Here is a 15,021-nt window from a genome sequence, read left to right as displayed (position 1 = left end):
GCAGTTCGCGGATCCGGCGCCATCTGACAAGCTTGTCCCAGACCGCCGCCACTCCGATGAAATTCCGTTCCCTGTTCGGCGCCGCCAACCGCGCCCGCCTGGCCGTCTACCTGCTGGCGCTGTGGAAGCTGATGAAACATCCGCAGACGCCACGCGGGCCAAAGCTGGTCGCGCTGGTCGTGCTGCTGTATGCCTTGAGCCCGATCGACCTGATTCCGGATTTCATTCCAGTGCTCGGTTTGCTCGACGACATCATCCTGCTGCCGCTGGGCATCGCGCTGGCGGTCAAGATGACGCCGCCCGGTCTCTGGCAGGCGCGGCTGCGCGAGGCCGAACTCAGCTCGGAGAAGGCGCCGCGGCTGATCTGGGGCGCGGTGCTGGTGGTTGCGATCTGGGTGTTGCTGCTGGTCGGCGCAGTGTGGGCGATGGTGGCCGCCGGCTGGCTCGGCTGACGACGGGGGCGATATCGCAGCGCCGCTGTAGGAAAAGGATGACAAAGATTTGTTCCAATGTTATAATACTGGAATGAACAAACTCTCTACCAATACCGTTCTCCATACCAATCTAATTACATTATCCAAATCCAGCGAGGGTTTTGCTGTCAGCGAAGTCAGCGGATATTCTCCCGAACAGGTCCGGCGCTCGGCCGAAGCCCTGGTAGCCGCCGGGCAGATGGTCAGGGCCAAATTGTCGGCGCGCCGCGTGCGTTATTTCGCCAACGACAAGCTGGCCAACGCCTATGCGACCAGCCGGCCGACCACCAGCCGCAGCCAGTCGAGCGGCGGCCCGCGCAGCAAGGCGCCGTGGCGGCCCGAAGATCCGCCGATCATCACCGCGAAGACGAAGATCTATATCGCTCCGCCGCCGCCGAGCGACGTGTTCTGCACGAACACCTATCTGAAATTCTGAGCCAGCGGCCGGCGTCCGTCCGGCCCGTCATCCGGCGCAACGACTCAGCCTCAGCGTGAGGCCTTGCGCATCAGCGTGCTCTTGCCGAACAGGCTTTCGATCAGGTCGACGGCCAGTTCGGCAGTCCGGTTGCGCACATCGAGCGCCGGGTTCAGCTCCATCACGTCGAGGCTTGCCAACTGGCCGGTATCGGCGATCATCTCCATGCACAGCTGCGCTTCGCGGTAGGTCGGCCCGCCCGGCACCGTCGTACCGACACCCGGCGCGATCTCCGAATCGAGAAAGTCGACGTCGAAGCTGACGTGCAAATGGGTATTGGCGTCGAGCGTCGCCAGCGCCAGCTCCATCGTGTGGCGCATGCCCATCTCGTCGATGTAGCGCATGTCGAATACTTCAAGCCCGGCTTCGTGGACGAGCCGCTTCTCGCCCGGATCGACGCTGCGGATGCCGATCTGCCGCACCGACTTCGGGCTGATTGCCGGCACCTTGCCGCCGATCTCGATCAGTTCCTGCGGGCCGTTGCCGCACAAGCAGGCCACCGGCATGCCGTGGATATTGCCGCTCGGCGTCAGCTGGCTGGTATTGAAGTCTGCATGGGCATCGAGCCACAACACACGCAGCTTCTTGCCGCTGTCGCGGCAATGGCGGGCCACCGCGCTGATGCTGCCCATGCCGAGGCAATGGTCACCACCGAGCAGGATTGGCAGCCGGCCGAGGCCGAGTTCGGTATACACCGCATCATGGACCAGGCGGTTCCATGCGACCACCGCATCGAGGTGGCGATAACCATCGACCGGCGGCTGCCACGGATTCGGCGGACCGCTCAGGTTGCCCCGATCGACGACCTCGAGGCCGTGGGATTCGAGGATCGGGCCGATGTTGGCGACGCGCAGCGCCTCCGGGCCCATGCTGGCGCCGCGGGCGCCGGCCCCGATGTCGGTCGGAGCGCCGATCAGGCTGATCGAATGGTTCATCGGTGATCCAGTGGTCGTGGCTACCCGCCGTTCGAGATCGTCAATGCTCAGACGGTTCCAGGCGCATTTGCATCGGCCAGTTCAGCCTCGTCGAATCCATACTCTGCATTCAATATATCCCAGGCTTCGTCGGCACTTTCGACAAACCGGAACAGGTGAATATCTCCGGGTGAAATCATGCCGGTTTCGATCAGCAGTTCGAAATTGATCAAGCGGCTCCAGAAATCGCGGCCGAACATCAGGATCGGGCGTTTGCGGCATTTTCCGGTCTGGATCAGCGTCAGCGTTTCGAACAATTCATCGAGCGTGCCGAAGCCGCCCGGGAAACAGACCAGTGCGATGCTGCGCATCAGAAAATGCATCTTGCGCAGCGCAAAATAGTGGAACTGGAAGCACAGTTCCGGCGTGATGTAGTCGTTCGGCGCCTGTTCATGCGGCAGCACGATATTCAGCCCGATGCTGCGGCCGCCGACGTCGAAAGCGCCGCGGTTGCCGGCCTCCATGATGCCGGGGCCGCCACCGGTGACGACATAGACCGGCGTCGACAGCTTCGCGGTGCGTTCGGTGATCATCGCCGACAGCCGCTGCGCCTCGGCATAGAACTTCGACATCTCGAGCTGGCGCTGCGCAAGCTTGATCACCCGCTCGTCGCCGGATACCTGCGCCAGCGCCAGCGCGGCGCCGGCCTCGATCGGCGGCGCGATCCGCGCGCTGCCGAAGATCACGACGGTCGACTGGATGCCCATCTCGCGCTGGATCAGTTCCGGTTTCAGCAGTTCGAGCTGCATCCGCACCGGGCGCAATTCCTCGCGCAGCAAAAAATCCTCGTCGGCAAAGGCCAGCCGGTAGGCGCTTTCGGGGCCCTGGTAGCGCGAGGTCGGCAATGCCGCTTCGGCATCTTCCTGGGCGCTCGGAAAATTCCGGGCCGTCAGTTCGGTTCTCTTGTCCATGGTTCTCAGTCGGTGGCCGGGTTGCGGCCGGGTTGGCTGGCGGGCCGGTCGTGGCAGACCGGGCAGCTGGCCTGTCTGCCCATCCGGATATCGGTCCAGGCCATTTCGCGGCCATCGAGCATCTGCAGGCGGCCGGCCAGCGAGGCCCCGATGCCGATGAGCAATTTCAGTGCCTCGGCGGCCTGAACCGCACCGATGATGCCGACCAGCGGCGCAAACACGCCCATCGTCGCACACTGCACCTCCTCGAAGGTGACGTCGGGCGGAAACAGGCAGGCATAACAGGGCGCCTCGGGCTGGCGGCTATCGTAGACCGAAACCTGGCCGTCGAATCCGATCGCCGCGCCCGATACCAGCGGCTTGCCGAGGGCCACACAGGCAGCATTGACCGCATGGCGGGTCTTGAAGTTGTCGCAGCAGTCGACCACGACATCGACCGGCGCGACCAGTTCGGCCAGCCGCGCGGCGTCGGCGCGCTCACGCAGTGCAATCACCTCGATGTCCGGATTGACAGCGGCGATCGCCGTCGCCGCGGACGCGGCCTTCGGCTGGCCGACCCGCGCCAGCGTGTGCGCGATCTGCCGCTGCAGGTTGGTCAGGTCGACCGTATCGTCGTCGACGACGGTGATGCGGCCGACGCCGGCGGTCGCCAGGTACAGCAGCACCGGCGAGCCGAGGCCGCCGGCACCGATCACCAGGGCATGGGACTGCAGCAGCCGGCTCTGCCCTTCGATGCCGATCTCATCGAGCAGGATGTGGCGCGAATAGCGCAGCAACTGGTCGTCGTTCATCGGCGGCGCGCTTCGAGACGGCAACGCCCGCGCGAAGCGGGCGTCGACTGGATTCTGGCTGCGGACCCGCTGCCGGGCCCGGCCATCAGTTGGCTTCGGTCGTTTCGGCCTTGCGCTCGACCGCCGTCTTGCTGACCAGCACCGGCTTGCCTTTCAGGCGGTTGATCGCCTGCGACAGCTGGAAGTCCTCCGGGCTGCCGAATTCGGGCAGCGGCTTCGGCGGCTCGTTCGAGCGCTTCGTTTCTTCCTCGAGCCGCTTGCGCGCCTCTTCGCGCGCCTTCGCACGAGCCGCATCGCGGGCCGCCTCGCCCTGGCCGCTTTCGAGGTGCTTGTCGAGATCGGATTCGCGCGGACGCAGCGCGGCAAACAGGTTGCCCTCGGCGGTTTCGTCGAGCATCACGTCCGGGATGATGCCGCGGGCCTGGATCGACTTGCCGCTCGGCGTGTAGTAGCGGGCGGTGGTGATCTTCAGCGCCGTCTCCGGCGACAGCTGGCGCACCGTCTGCACCGAACCCTTGCCGAAGGTCTGCGCGCCCATGATCGTTGCGCGCTTGTGGTCCTGCAACGCGCCGGCGACGATTTCGCTGGCCGATGCCGAACCCTCGTTGACCAGCACCACCAGCGGCACGTTCTTCACCGCCTCCGGCAGCCGGCGCAGCGCGTCGGTTCCGCCACGGCGCATGTAGTACTCGGGGGATGCCTTGAAGACCGATTTCGATTCCGGAATCTGGCCGTTGGTCGTCACGACCACCGCATCACTCGGCAGGAAGGCCGCCGAAATCGCGACCGACGCCTCGAGCAGGCCGCCCGGGTCGTTGCGCAGGTCGAGCACAATGCCTTTCAGGTTCGGATCCTGCTTGTAGGCGTCCTCGAGCTTGCGGGCGAAATCCTCGACGGTGCGGTCCTGGAACTGGCTGACGCGGATCCACGCATAGCCTGGCTCGATCATCTTCGAGCGCACGCTTTGCTGGCGGATTTCCTCGCGGATGATCGTCACCGGGAAGCTGCGGCTCTCCGATTTGCGGAACACCGTCAGCAGCACCTTGGTATTGGGCTCGCCGCGCATGCGCTTGACGGCCTGGTCGACCGTCAGGCCCTTGACCGGCGTATCGTCGATGCGGGTGATCAGGTCACCGCTCTTGATGCCGGCGCGGAATGCGGGAGAACCCTCAATCGGCGAAACGACCTTGACCAGGCCGTCTTCCATGCTCATCTCGATGCCGACGCCGACGAAGCGGCCGGTCGTGCCTTCGCGGAATTCCTTGAAACTCTTCTTGTCGAAATACTGGCTGTGCGGATCAAGACCGGCAACCATGCCGCTGATCGCGTCGGTGATCAGCTTTTTTTCATCGACCGGCTCGACATAGTCGCTCTTGACCATGCTGAACACCGATGCGAGCTGCTGCAATTCCTCGAGCGGAAGCTGCGAAACCGGGCTGCGCGCAATCGCCTGGAACTGCATGCTGGCCAATCCGCCGGCTAACGCCCCGACCATGACCCAGCCCGCTACTTTCAGTTTTGCACCCATATCGCCTGCCCGTTACCTTGTAAAAACCGGCGCAACGGCGTCACCGCCGAAACACGTTTGCAGTATAAGACTGCCCCCATCGTATCGGAGCAGTGGCCAACCACTTTAGTTGCAGGCCAATTCCGCTTTGACAAGGTTTCAGCCGCCGCGTTCAAAAGTCACGACATGGTCGACTTCGGCGCGGATGCCGATCCATTCGCCGACCTGGTGGTCGTGGTGCGACGGCACATGGGCGAGCACCTGCTCGCCGCTGCGCAGCCGCAGCGTATAAAGAAACTCGGCGCCGCGGAAGGATTTGCGCTCGATGCGCGCCTGCACCGGCGCGGCGTCGTCGTGGATGATGTCGTCGGCGCGCAGCAGCACGTCGCATTTGCCGTCCGGATAGGCATCGGGCAGCGGGCATTCGGCACTGTCGACGAGATCGCCGAGCGGCGTGCGGACGATGGCGTTGTTGCGCGCGCCGGCGACGGCCGACTCGGCCTGCGGCCCGGCGATGATCTGCGCCGGCGCAAAAACGCCGTGGCCGATGAAATCGGCGACGAAGCGGGTCAGCGGCCGGTGGTACAGCGTATAGGCGTCGTCCCACTGCTCGAGCTTGCCGGCATTCATCACGCCGATCAGGTCGCCGACCGCAAACGCCTCGAGCTGGTCGTGGGTGACAAACAGCGCGGTCGTGCCGGCAGCCTTCAGGATCGCCCGCAACTCGATCGCGAGCCGCTCGCGCAGGTCGACGTCGAGGCTGGAAAACGGCTCGTCGAGCAGCATCAGCCGCGGCTGCGGCGCCAGCGCCCGTGCCAGCGCGACCCGCTGCTGCTGGCCGCCCGACAACTGGTGCGGCGCGCGCCGGCCGGCATCGGCGAGACCGACCAGTTCGAGCATCTTCTGCGTGCGCTCGCGGCGCTCGCCCGCCGGCAGGTGGTTGATGCCGAACGCCACGTTGGCGGCGACATCGAGGTGCGGGAACAGCGCATAGTCCTGGAACACCATGCCGATGCGGCGCGCCTCCGGCGGCAGATGATGGCGCGCCGCGCGGTCGCTCAACACCTCGGCGCCGATCGCAATGCGCCCGCCGCTCAGCCGCTCGAGGCCGGCAACCGCGCGCAGCAGCGAGGTCTTGCCGCAGCCGGACGGGCCGATCAGCACGCCGATCTGGCCGGCGGCAAGCGTCAGCGATACCGAGTCGACCGCAGCATGGCCCGCCGCCGCGCGCACGTCGGCGGCGCTGCGGTAGTCGACGCTGGCCTGCTCGATCTGGAGAAACACTGCCATCGACCTATGATAGCGGGGCAAATCCGAATGCGTTTGGTTCGCATTAACCATCCGGCCGGCCTGGCCGGCCCGCCCGCCTCCGTCCGCGACCGAGACCCGCCTGCATGACCCGACTGGTGACCCTTGCCTGCCTGCTGCTTGCGCTGCCGGTGCTCGGCGTGCTGGCCTCATGGTTGGCGCCGGATGCCGCCAGCATGCAGGTGCTGCGCCACCAGTTCGAAACGGTGTTGCCGGCCTATGCCCGCAATTCGGTGCTGCTGACGGTGGCGGTGGCGGTCGGCGTCAGCCTGATCGGCAGCGTCACCGCCGCGCTGGTCAGCCTGTTCGATTTTCCGGGGCGGCGCTGGCTCGAATGGGCCTTGCTGCTGCCGCTGGCGATGCCGGCTTATGTGCTGGCCTATGCGGCAACCGATTTTCTCGCCTACAGCGGCCCGCTGCAGATGACGTTGCGCGAGCTGACCGGCGCCAGCGGCGCGTTGTGGCCCGACGTGCGCAGCCTGTGGGGCGCTGCATTGATGTTCATTCTGTGCCTGTATCCGTATGTCTACCTGCTGACGCGGGCCGCACTCAGCGAGCGCGGCGTGCACCTGATGGAAGCTGCGCGCATGCTCGGCGCCGGCACGATGCGGCGGATCCGCGAGGTCGCGCTGCCGCTGGCGCGGCCGGCGATCGCCGCCGGCGTTGCGCTGGCGCTGATGGAAACCCTCGCCGATTACGGCGTCAGCTCGTACTTCGGACTGCAGACCTTCACCACCGGCATCTACAAGGCCTGGCTGGTGATGAACGATGCCGATGCGGCGGCGCAGCTGGCGTCGATGCTGCTTGCGCTGGTGGCATTGCTGATGTGGCTGGAGCGCCGCTCGCGCCGCCGCCATGGTTTTGCGACCAGCCGCCGCAGCGCACAGCACAGCGACGAGGCGCAGCCGCTGCGCCTGCGCGGCGCGGCCGCGCTGCTGGCGGTCAGCTGCTGCGCGCTGCCGGTGCTGCTCGGCTTCGTGCTGCCGGTGCTGGTGTTGCTGCGCCTGCTGTGGCAGGAAATGCAGGCCGACCAGACCGGCCTGCTCGGCGGCCTGCCGTGGTCGCGCTTCATCCCGTGGGCCTTGACGAGTTTCAAGCTGGCCGGCCTGGCGGCGCTGCTGACGACCGCGCTGGCGCTGCTGCTCGCGTTCAGTCTGCGACTGCCGGCAAGCAAATCGGCGTCGCGCAAGGGCCGCTTCGGCCGTGCATCGCTGCGCATCGGCGCGCACATCGTCTCGCTCGGTTATGCGGTCCCCGGGGCGGTGATTGCGGTCGGCATCCTGCTGCCGGTGGCGTGGCTGCAGCGCCACTGGCCGGAGGCCGGCACCACTGCGCTGGTCACCGGCACGCTGTTCGGCGTGATGTATGCGTATCTGGTGCGTTTCAGCGCGGTCGCGCTGCAGTCGGTCGACGCCGGGTATGCGCGGCTCAGCACCCACCTCGATGAAAGCGCGCGCATGCTCGGCAGCTCGCGGATGCGCATCTTCACCCGGCTGCACGCGCCGCTGCTGCGCCGCGCCGCACTCAGCGCAATGCTGCTGGTATTCGTCGACGTGATGAAGGAATTGCCGGCAACCCTGGTGCTGCGGCCGTTCAACAGCGATACGCTGGCGGTCGTTGCCTACCAGCTGGCGCGCGACGAGCGGCTGGCCGAGGCGGCGCTGCCGTCGCTGGCGATCGTGCTGGTCGGCCTGGCGCCGGTGCTGCTGCTGTCGCGCTCGTTGCGCCAGCCGCGGGTGGTGCCCCCGGGCTGAAATACACCGCCGCCGCGGCGCCGCAGATGCCATCGGCAGACGGCTGCCGCGCGGGAACAGAATTTGCCCATTTCGTGACATGCCACGCACGGCAACGGCTGACGCAAAAACCTTGTCGCCATTGCGCGACAACGCGGCACCTGCCGCCGCATCGCCGATGCTATAAGCAAGGACTGCTGTCGCTCGACCGATGATGGCGCGACGGTCGTGCCGGCGGCACATCCTTCTTTCCCCTTCTCTCGTGTTGTCGCATTTCCATGGTCTCGCCAGCTGAACCCGTACCTTCCGCCGCGCCGGCCGGACCCATTCCTGCTCGTCCCGGGAAACCTCGCCGCCGGCTGCGCCGCTGGTTGATCGGCAGCACCACATTGCTGCTGCTGATCGGCATTGCCGTGCTGCTGGTGCGCTGGGAAATGCGCCACTCGACGCTGCAGGCCCATTACCTGTCGACATGGGCGGAGCAGCTCGGTTTCGAACTGAAGCCCGGGCCCAGCCCGGCAAACCGCTACCCGCAGGCCGGCCCCTACGACGAACGGCTCGGCTATACGCGGATTCCGGTGTTTTCCGAGCGGCTCGCGAAGCGCAACCATCCGGTGGTCGCGCAGGCCCGGCAGAACGATGCGCTGATCGACTACATCCGGCGCGGCTATTTCCCGCCCTTCGACGAAAAGGCGCAGGCCGGGCTGACCGTGCTCGACTGCCGCGCCGAACCGCTCTATCGCACCGCGAAGCCGCACTTCGTCTATCCGGATGCCGCGTCGATACCGCCGCTGGTGGCGCAATCGCTGGCCTTCATCGAAAACCGCGAGCTGCTGGCCTCGCCATCGTCGACCCACAACCCGGCCGTCGAATGGGACCGCCTCGGCCGCGCGGTGATCGACCAGATCCAGTCGGTGATCGAGCCCGAACACCCGGCCGCCGGCGGCAGCACGCTGGCGACCCAGCTCGAGAAATTCCGCCATTCGGCCGAGGGGCGCACCGCCGACATCCGTGACAAATACCTGCAGCTGGTCTCGGCCAGCGTGCGTGCCTACCGCGACGGCGAGTCGACCGATGCCGCCAGGGCCCGCATCCTGCTCGACTATGTCAACGGCCTGCCGCTCGGCGCGATGCGCGGCTTCGGCGAAGTCAATGGCGTGCTCGACGGACTGCACACCTGGTACGGCGCCGACGTCGAGGCCAGCAACCGCGCGCTGCGCAAGACGCCGGCCGAGGTGGCCGCCGATCCGAAGGCGCTGGCCGAACAGGCGACCGCATTCCGCCAGGTGCTGAGCCTGTATATCGCGCAACGCCGCCCGGCGCACTTCTTCGCCAGCGGCCAGCACAAGCTGGCCGGGCTGACCGATTCCTATGTGCGGCTGCTGCGCCAGGGCGGCCTGATCGACGCCAGGCTGGCCGACGCGACGCTGAAGGTGCCGCTGAAGATCAAGCAGGCCTACGACCGCGACGAACTGGCCGACGGCGCGATCGACGTCCGCGACCGCAAGGCGGCGACCCTGGTGCGCACCGAACTCGCATCGCTGATCGACGTCAACAGTTTCTACGACCTCGATCGGCTCGACCTGCGGGTGCGCAGCAGCATCGATGGCCACCTGCAGACACAGATTTCGGAGTTGCTGGCCAAGCTGCGCGAGCCGGGGCAGGCAAAGGCCCATGGGCTGATCGACCGGCAGCTACTCGAATATGGCGACCCGACGAAGCTGTTCTACAGCTTCACGCTGTACGAACGCGGCGACGGCGTCAACCATGTGCGGGTGCAGACCGACAACCTCGACCAGCCGTTCGACATCAATACCGGCGCCAAACTCGAGCTCGGATCGACCGCGAAGCTGCGCACGCTGGTCACCTACCTCGAGATCATCGCCAGGTTGCACGGCGAACTGGTCGACCTGAGCGACAAGCAGCTCGCCGCCTACGATGTCGCGAAGAAGGACCGGCTGACGCAGTTCGTCGTCAACCACCTGCGCGGCAACAAGGACCGCTCGCTGACGACGCTGCTCGAGGCGGCGATGGACCGGCGTTATTCGGCCAATCCGGGCGAAACCTTCTTCACCGGCGGCGGCGCCCACACCTTCGACAACTTCAACCGCGCCGACGACGGCAAATATCCGGATCTGCGCGAAGCGCTTCGCGATTCGGTCAACCTCGTCTTCATCCGGCTGATGCGCGACATCGTCTACCACCACCTGTACCGCGAACCCGGCTCGGCGGCACGGATCCTCGAGGACAGCAGCCATCCGGAACGCGAGGTGTTGCTGAAGCGATTTGCCGACCGCGAAGGCGCCCAGTTCACGCGAAACTTCTACCGCCGCCTGGCCGGCAAGACGAGTGCCGAGCAGCTCGATACGCTGGTCGCCGGCATCCAGCCGACGCCATTGCGGCTGGCGGTGATCTTCCGATCGGTCAAGCCGAAGGCCTCGCTCGACGAATTCACCCGCTTCTTCGAGAAACACCTGCCGTCGTCGACGCTCGACCGCGACGACATGGAAAGGCTGTACGCGAAATATGCGGTCGACGAGTTTTCGCTGCCCGACCGCGGCTACCTGGCGCGCGTCCACCCGCTCGAACTGTGGGTAGCCGCACAGCTGCAGACCAACCCGCTGGCGACGATGAGCGAAGTCATTGCCGCCGGCGCGCCACAGCGCCAGGAGGTCTACGGCTGGCTGTTCCGAACCCGGGCAAAGGCGGCGCAGAACCGGCGCATCCTGTCGCTGCTCGAGATCGATGCATTCGCCGAGATCCAGCGCTCGTGGCAACGCCTCGGTTATCCGTTCGAGCGGCTGGTGCCGTCCTACGCCACCTCGATCGGCAGTTCCGGCGACCGGCCGGCGGCGCTGGCCGAACTGATGGGCATCATCGTCAACGACGGCATCCGCCAGCCGACGGTGCAGATCCATGCGCTGCGTTTTGCCGAGGCGACGCCGTACGAGACCCGCACGCTGCGCGACGGGCTTGGTGCGGAACGCGTGATGGCGCCGGAAGTCGCGCGCACGGTGCGCAAGGCGCTGCGGCTGGTCGTCGAGAAAGGCACGGCGCGCCGGCTCGACGGCGCGCTGAACGGCCCGGGCGGTGAACTGGTCGAGATCGGCGGCAAGACCGGCACCGGCGACAACCGACTGAATACCTACAGCGCAAAAGGACACCAGACCGGCTCGAAAGTGCTGAACCGGACCGCGACCTTCGTCTTCTTCATCGGCGACCGGCATTTCGGCACGATCACCGCCTATGTGCCCGGCCCGGCCGCCGAAAAATTCCGCTTCACCAGCGCGCTGCCGGTGCAGATCGTCAAGCTGATGGCGCCGATACTCGAGCCGGCAATCCGCGCCGCCGGCGACCAGGCGGGCGCCGGCCGCTGCCCGCCGCTCGACGAAGGGCAGGACCTGCAGGCGACGCCGCCACGCAGTGGCGGCAAGTCGATCGCATCGGACGGCGCGGCCGAACCGGCGGCATCACCCGGTGCCGTTGCAGCCCGGCAGGATCCGGCGCCGGACAAACGCGCCGCCCGCTGACGGCGGTGCCGTCACTGCGGTTGCTTGACGATGCGCAGGTAGGGCTTCGGCGCCTGCCAGCCTTGCGGGAACAGCTTTTTCGCATCGTCGTCGGAGACCGAGCCGGCGATGATCACGTCCTCGCCCTGCTTCCAGTTGACCGGCGTCGCGACCTTGTGTCTGGCGGTCATCTGCATCGAATCGAGCACGCGCAGGATCTCGTCGAAATTGCGGCCGGTCGTCATCGGGTAGGTCATCATCAGCTTGATCTTCTTGTCCGGGCCGATGATGAAGACCGAACGCACCGTCGCATTGGTCGCCGCGGTGCGGCCCTCCGAGCTGCCGGCTTCGTCGGCCGGCAGCATGTTGTACAGCTTCGCGACCTTCAGGTCGGTGTCGCCGATCATCGGGTACTTGGGCAAATGGCCCTGGGTCTCCTCGATGTCCTTCGCCCAGCGCGAATGGTCGTCGACCGGGTCGATCGACAGCCCGATCAGCTTGCAGTTGCGGCGCTTGAATTCGGGCTCGATCTTCGCCATGTAGCCAAGCTCGGTCGTGCAAACCGGCGTGAAATCCTTCGGGTGCGAAAACAGCACCGCCCAGCTGTCGCCGATCCAGTCGTGGAAACTGATCTTGCCGGCGGTCGTTTCGGCGGTGAAATCGGGTGCGGTGTCGTTGATGCGCAATGACATGGTGGTGCTTCCTCTCAGCGCGCCTGAAAAAGTGCTGTGGCCGACCCGGCGCATGGGGTCGTCAGCGTGTCGGTCGAACTGATGATCGCAGGCCGTGCAAGCCATCGACAGGCGCATGGCTACATTCGACAATCCGGGCCAGTCCGGAACACGCCGCATGCATCTGATCACCTGGAACATCCAATGGGGCCGCGGCGCCGACGGCCAGGTCGACCTCGAACGCATCGTTGCCGACGCGCGTGCACTCGCCGATTTCGACGTGTTGTGCCTGCAGGAGGTTTCGGCCGGCCACGACAACCTGCCGGGCTGCGACGGGGCTGACCAGTTCGAGCAGCTTGCCAGGCTGTTGCCGGACTACCAGGCCGTCTGCGGCATCGCGTCCGACCTGTCCGGTCCACAGGGCCGGCGGCGCCGCTTCGGCAACATGATGCTGTCGCGGCTGCCAGTGCGGCAGGTTTTCCGCCATCTGCTGCCCTGGCCTGCCGACGACGCCTTGCGCAGCATGCAGCGGATGGCGCTCGAGGCCACCATCGAAACCCCGGCCGGGCCGTTGCGGGTGACGACCACCCACCTCGAGTACTACTCGGCACGCCAGCGGCGCGCGCAGATCGAGCGACTGCTCGCGCTGCACGCCGAAGCCGTCGCACAGGCCCGTTGCAGCAGACCAGGCGACGCGGCCGATGGACCGTTCGAGAATCTGCCGCGCGCAGCGGCCTCCGTCCTGGTCGGCGACTGCAATTTCCGGCCCGATGACCCGGAACATGGCTGGATGTGCGCGCCGATCGATCTGCAGACGCCGCCATACCGCGACGCCTGGCAGCTTTGCCACCCCGGCGAGCCGCATCCGCCGACGGTCGGTATCCACGACAAGCAGCAGTGGCCCGGCCCGCCGTTCTGCTGCGACTTCGCCTTCGTCAGCCAGGAGCTCACCAGGCAGGTGCGCGACGTGCGGGTCGATGCCGGCACTGCCGCGTCGGATCACCAACCGCTGGTGATTGAACTGGATTGAGCCGGCCGCTCAATCGCGCAGCCCAAGCCCGATCGCAACGATGCGGGCGCCGTCCATCTCGCGAATCACAAACGTCGCCGTGCCGAGCGCAACAGTATCTCCGGCGACCGGCGGCCGGCCGATTTCGGCTGCCATCCAGTCGCCGAGCGTTGCCGATGCATCGTCCGGCGCCGGCAGCCCGTAGAACTCGCACACCGCGCTGACCGGCGTGCCCGGGTCGAGCACGAAGTCGCGGAAGACTGCACGGTGCTGCCGTTCATCGGCCGGGTCGGGCAAGGCGACACCGAGGCGACGGGCCACCAGGCCGATCGTCGAGCCCTGGATCAGCAATGAGGCCAGGACGACGACGAAGGCGATGTTGAACAGCAGATAGGCCTGCGGCGTACCGGCCAGCAGCGGGAACAGCGCCAGCACGATCGGCACCGCGCCGCGCAGCCCGACCCACGCGATGAACCAGGTCTCGCGCGGCGTGAAGCGAAACGGCAGCAGGCAAAGCCAGACCGCCGCCGGCCGCGCGACCAGGATCAGCGTCGCCGCGATGACCAGGCCCGATTCGACCGATTGCCACATCGTCGATGGCGTCACCAGCAGGCCGAGCAGCAGGAACATCACCGCCTGCGCAAGCCAGGCATAACCGTCCATCGGCGCCAGCGTCGGAATGACGATGCGCGCCGCGCGGTTCGCGACGATCAGCCCGAACAGATAGACCGCGAGGAAGCCGGAACCGCCGAGCAGACCGGTCGCCGCGAACACCGACAGCCCGGCGGCAACGATCAGCAGCGCAGTGACGCCGCCGCCGGCGTCGCGTGATTCGATGCGGTGAAGCAGCGCGGCCATCGCAAAGCCGCACAACACGCCGACCAGCGAACCCCAGCCGAACTGCTGCACGAAGCCGACCACGATCGTCGATGTGGTCGACGCACCCGACATCGACCCGCCGAGCGCCGTGCCGAGCAGCGCGATCAGCGCCAGCGTCAGATACACCGCCATCGGATCGTTGACGCCGGATTCGATCTCCAGCGTCGCGGCGACACGCTCGTTCAGCGTCACGCCGGAGCGTGTCAGCAGCGCAAACACCGCCGCCGCATCGGTCGAGCCGACGATCGCGCCGAGCAGCAGCGCGGTCTGCCAGTCGAGCCCGACGAACCAGACGCCGGCCAGCGCGGTGATGCCGGCACAGATCAGCACGCCGATGGTGGCGAGCAGTGCCGCCGGCTTCAGCCCGGTGCGAAACGTCGCATAAGCGGTGCGCAAGCCGCCGTCGAGCAGGATCACCGCCAGCGCAACGTTGCCGACCCAGAAGCTCAGCCCGAAATCATCGAAGCGGTAGCCGAGAACACCATCCTCACCGGCAAGAATGCCGGCGAACAGAAAAACCAGCAGGAACGAGAACCCGACCCGGGTCGAAAACAGCCCGGCCAGCACGCTGATGAAGACCAGCGCGGCGGCGGCGAACAGGGGCAGGCTGAGGGTCTCCATGCGGCGAGGTTCGAGCGCCCGGGCGTCGAAAGGAAAAAGGCCTGGTCCCTTGCAGGATCAGGCCTTCGTCTAAATGGTGGTGCCGGAGAGAGGAGTCGAACCCCCGACCTTCTCATTACGAATGAGCTGCTCTACCAACTGAGCTACACCGGCACGCAAG

11 protein-coding genes and 1 tRNA gene are annotated in these 15,021 nt (G+C 66.5%); 4 read left to right on the top strand and 8 right to left on the bottom strand.

Annotation, left to right across the window (positions count from 1 at the left end; genetic code table 11):
* Positions 1 to 56 precede the first annotated feature (56 nt).
* Positions 57 to 452: a YkvA family protein gene (locus tag ACNH6H_RS14995; protein WP_418318755.1), complete on the top strand. Its 396-nt coding sequence runs from the start codon at positions 57 to 59 to the stop codon at positions 450 to 452.
* Between the two features lie 507 nt (positions 453 to 959).
* Here ACNH6H_RS14995 and rocF read toward each other — a convergent pair.
* The 5 genes from rocF to ACNH6H_RS14970 all read right to left on the bottom strand — a co-directional run bounded on the left by rocF (position 960) and on the right by ACNH6H_RS14970 (position 6,415).
* Positions 960 to 1,883: an arginase gene (rocF, locus tag ACNH6H_RS14990; RefSeq protein WP_418318754.1), complete on the bottom strand. Its 924-nt coding sequence runs from the start codon at positions 1,881 to 1,883 to the stop codon at positions 960 to 962.
* Positions 1,884 to 1,930: 47 nt separating this feature from the next.
* On the bottom strand, positions 1,931 to 2,833 hold the full coding sequence (locus ACNH6H_RS14985) for a TIGR00730 family Rossman fold protein (protein ID WP_418318752.1): 903 nt from the start codon (positions 2,831 to 2,833) through the stop codon (positions 1,931 to 1,933).
* Between the two features lie 5 nt (positions 2,834 to 2,838).
* Entirely contained in the window at positions 2,839 to 3,624 is a 786-nt protein-coding gene (locus ACNH6H_RS14980) for a HesA/MoeB/ThiF family protein (RefSeq protein ID WP_418318750.1), read from the bottom strand.
* 85 nt (positions 3,625 to 3,709) lie between these two features.
* Positions 3,710 to 5,152: a S41 family peptidase gene (locus ACNH6H_RS14975; protein WP_418318749.1), complete on the bottom strand. Its 1,443-nt coding sequence runs from the start codon at positions 5,150 to 5,152 to the stop codon at positions 3,710 to 3,712.
* Between the two features lie 138 nt (positions 5,153 to 5,290).
* Complete coding sequence (locus ACNH6H_RS14970) at positions 5,291 to 6,415, bottom strand: ABC transporter ATP-binding protein (protein ID WP_418321338.1); 1,125 nt, start codon at positions 6,413 to 6,415, stop codon at positions 5,291 to 5,293.
* A 110-nt stretch (positions 6,416 to 6,525) separates the two neighbouring features.
* Between ACNH6H_RS14970 and ACNH6H_RS14965 the strand changes: the two genes are divergently transcribed.
* Together ACNH6H_RS14965 and ACNH6H_RS14960 are read left to right on the top strand one after the other, a co-directional pair.
* Positions 6,526 to 8,193: an ABC transporter permease gene (locus tag ACNH6H_RS14965; protein WP_418318748.1), complete on the top strand. Its 1,668-nt coding sequence runs from the start codon at positions 6,526 to 6,528 to the stop codon at positions 8,191 to 8,193.
* Positions 8,194 to 8,543: 350 nt separating this feature from the next.
* Positions 8,544 to 11,702 carry a transglycosylase domain-containing protein gene (locus tag ACNH6H_RS14960; protein WP_418318746.1) on the top strand — a complete coding sequence of 1,053 codons (3,159 nt, stop codon included), beginning with the start codon at positions 8,544 to 8,546 and terminating at the stop codon, positions 11,700 to 11,702.
* An 11-nt stretch (positions 11,703 to 11,713) separates the two neighbouring features.
* Here the strand turns inward: ACNH6H_RS14960 and ACNH6H_RS14955 are convergent, their stop codons facing one another.
* On the bottom strand, positions 11,714 to 12,373 hold the full coding sequence (locus tag ACNH6H_RS14955) for a peroxiredoxin (RefSeq protein WP_418318745.1): 660 nt from the start codon (positions 12,371 to 12,373) through the stop codon (positions 11,714 to 11,716).
* Positions 12,374 to 12,530: 157 nt separating this feature from the next.
* Between ACNH6H_RS14955 and ACNH6H_RS14950 the strand changes: the two genes are divergently transcribed.
* The gene (locus ACNH6H_RS14950) at positions 12,531 to 13,382 is read left to right on the top strand and encodes an endonuclease/exonuclease/phosphatase family protein (RefSeq protein WP_418318743.1); all 852 of its coding nucleotides are present in this window, start codon (positions 12,531 to 12,533) and stop codon (positions 13,380 to 13,382) included.
* Between the two features lie 9 nt (positions 13,383 to 13,391).
* Here ACNH6H_RS14950 and ACNH6H_RS14945 read toward each other — a convergent pair whose 3' ends face one another.
* Positions 13,392 to 14,861, bottom strand: a complete 1,470-nt coding sequence (locus ACNH6H_RS14945) for a potassium/proton antiporter (protein WP_418318741.1) — start codon at positions 14,859 to 14,861, stop codon at positions 13,392 to 13,394.
* 77 nt (positions 14,862 to 14,938) lie between these two features.
* Positions 14,939 to 15,014, bottom strand: a tRNA-Thr gene (locus ACNH6H_RS14940).
* Positions 15,015 to 15,021 lie beyond the last annotated feature (7 nt).

Source organism: Pseudideonella sakaiensis (assembly GCF_048320135.1).
GTDB lineage: Bacteria > Pseudomonadota > Gammaproteobacteria > Burkholderiales > Burkholderiaceae_C > Ideonella_A > Ideonella_A sakaiensis_A.
This window is presented reverse-complemented; position numbering and strand designations above follow the sequence as displayed.

What these genes read in the sequence shown, in the direction of transcription:
- ACNH6H_RS14995 (WP_418318755.1), top strand. Translation starts at nt 57, where the DNA reads ATGAAATTCCGTTCCCTGTTCGGCGCCGCCAACCGCGCCCGCCTGGCC.
- rocF (WP_418318754.1), bottom strand. Translation starts at nt 1,883, where the DNA reads ATGAACCATTCGATCAGCCTGATCGGCGCTCCGACCGACATCGGGGCC.
- ACNH6H_RS14985 (WP_418318752.1), bottom strand. Translation starts at nt 2,833, where the DNA reads ATGGACAAGAGAACCGAACTGACGGCCCGGAATTTTCCGAGCGCCCAG.
- ACNH6H_RS14980 (WP_418318750.1), bottom strand. Translation starts at nt 3,624, where the DNA reads ATGAACGACGACCAGTTGCTGCGCTATTCGCGCCACATCCTGCTCGAT.
- ACNH6H_RS14975 (WP_418318749.1), bottom strand. Translation starts at nt 5,152, where the DNA reads ATGGGTGCAAAACTGAAAGTAGCGGGCTGGGTCATGGTCGGGGCGTTA.
- ACNH6H_RS14965 (WP_418318748.1), top strand. Translation starts at nt 6,526, where the DNA reads ATGACCCGACTGGTGACCCTTGCCTGCCTGCTGCTTGCGCTGCCGGTG.
- ACNH6H_RS14955 (WP_418318745.1), bottom strand. Translation starts at nt 12,373, where the DNA reads ATGTCATTGCGCATCAACGACACCGCACCCGATTTCACCGCCGAAACG.
- ACNH6H_RS14950 (WP_418318743.1), top strand. Translation starts at nt 12,531, where the DNA reads ATGCATCTGATCACCTGGAACATCCAATGGGGCCGCGGCGCCGACGGC.
- ACNH6H_RS14945 (WP_418318741.1), bottom strand. Translation starts at nt 14,861, where the DNA reads ATGGAGACCCTCAGCCTGCCCCTGTTCGCCGCCGCCGCGCTGGTCTTC.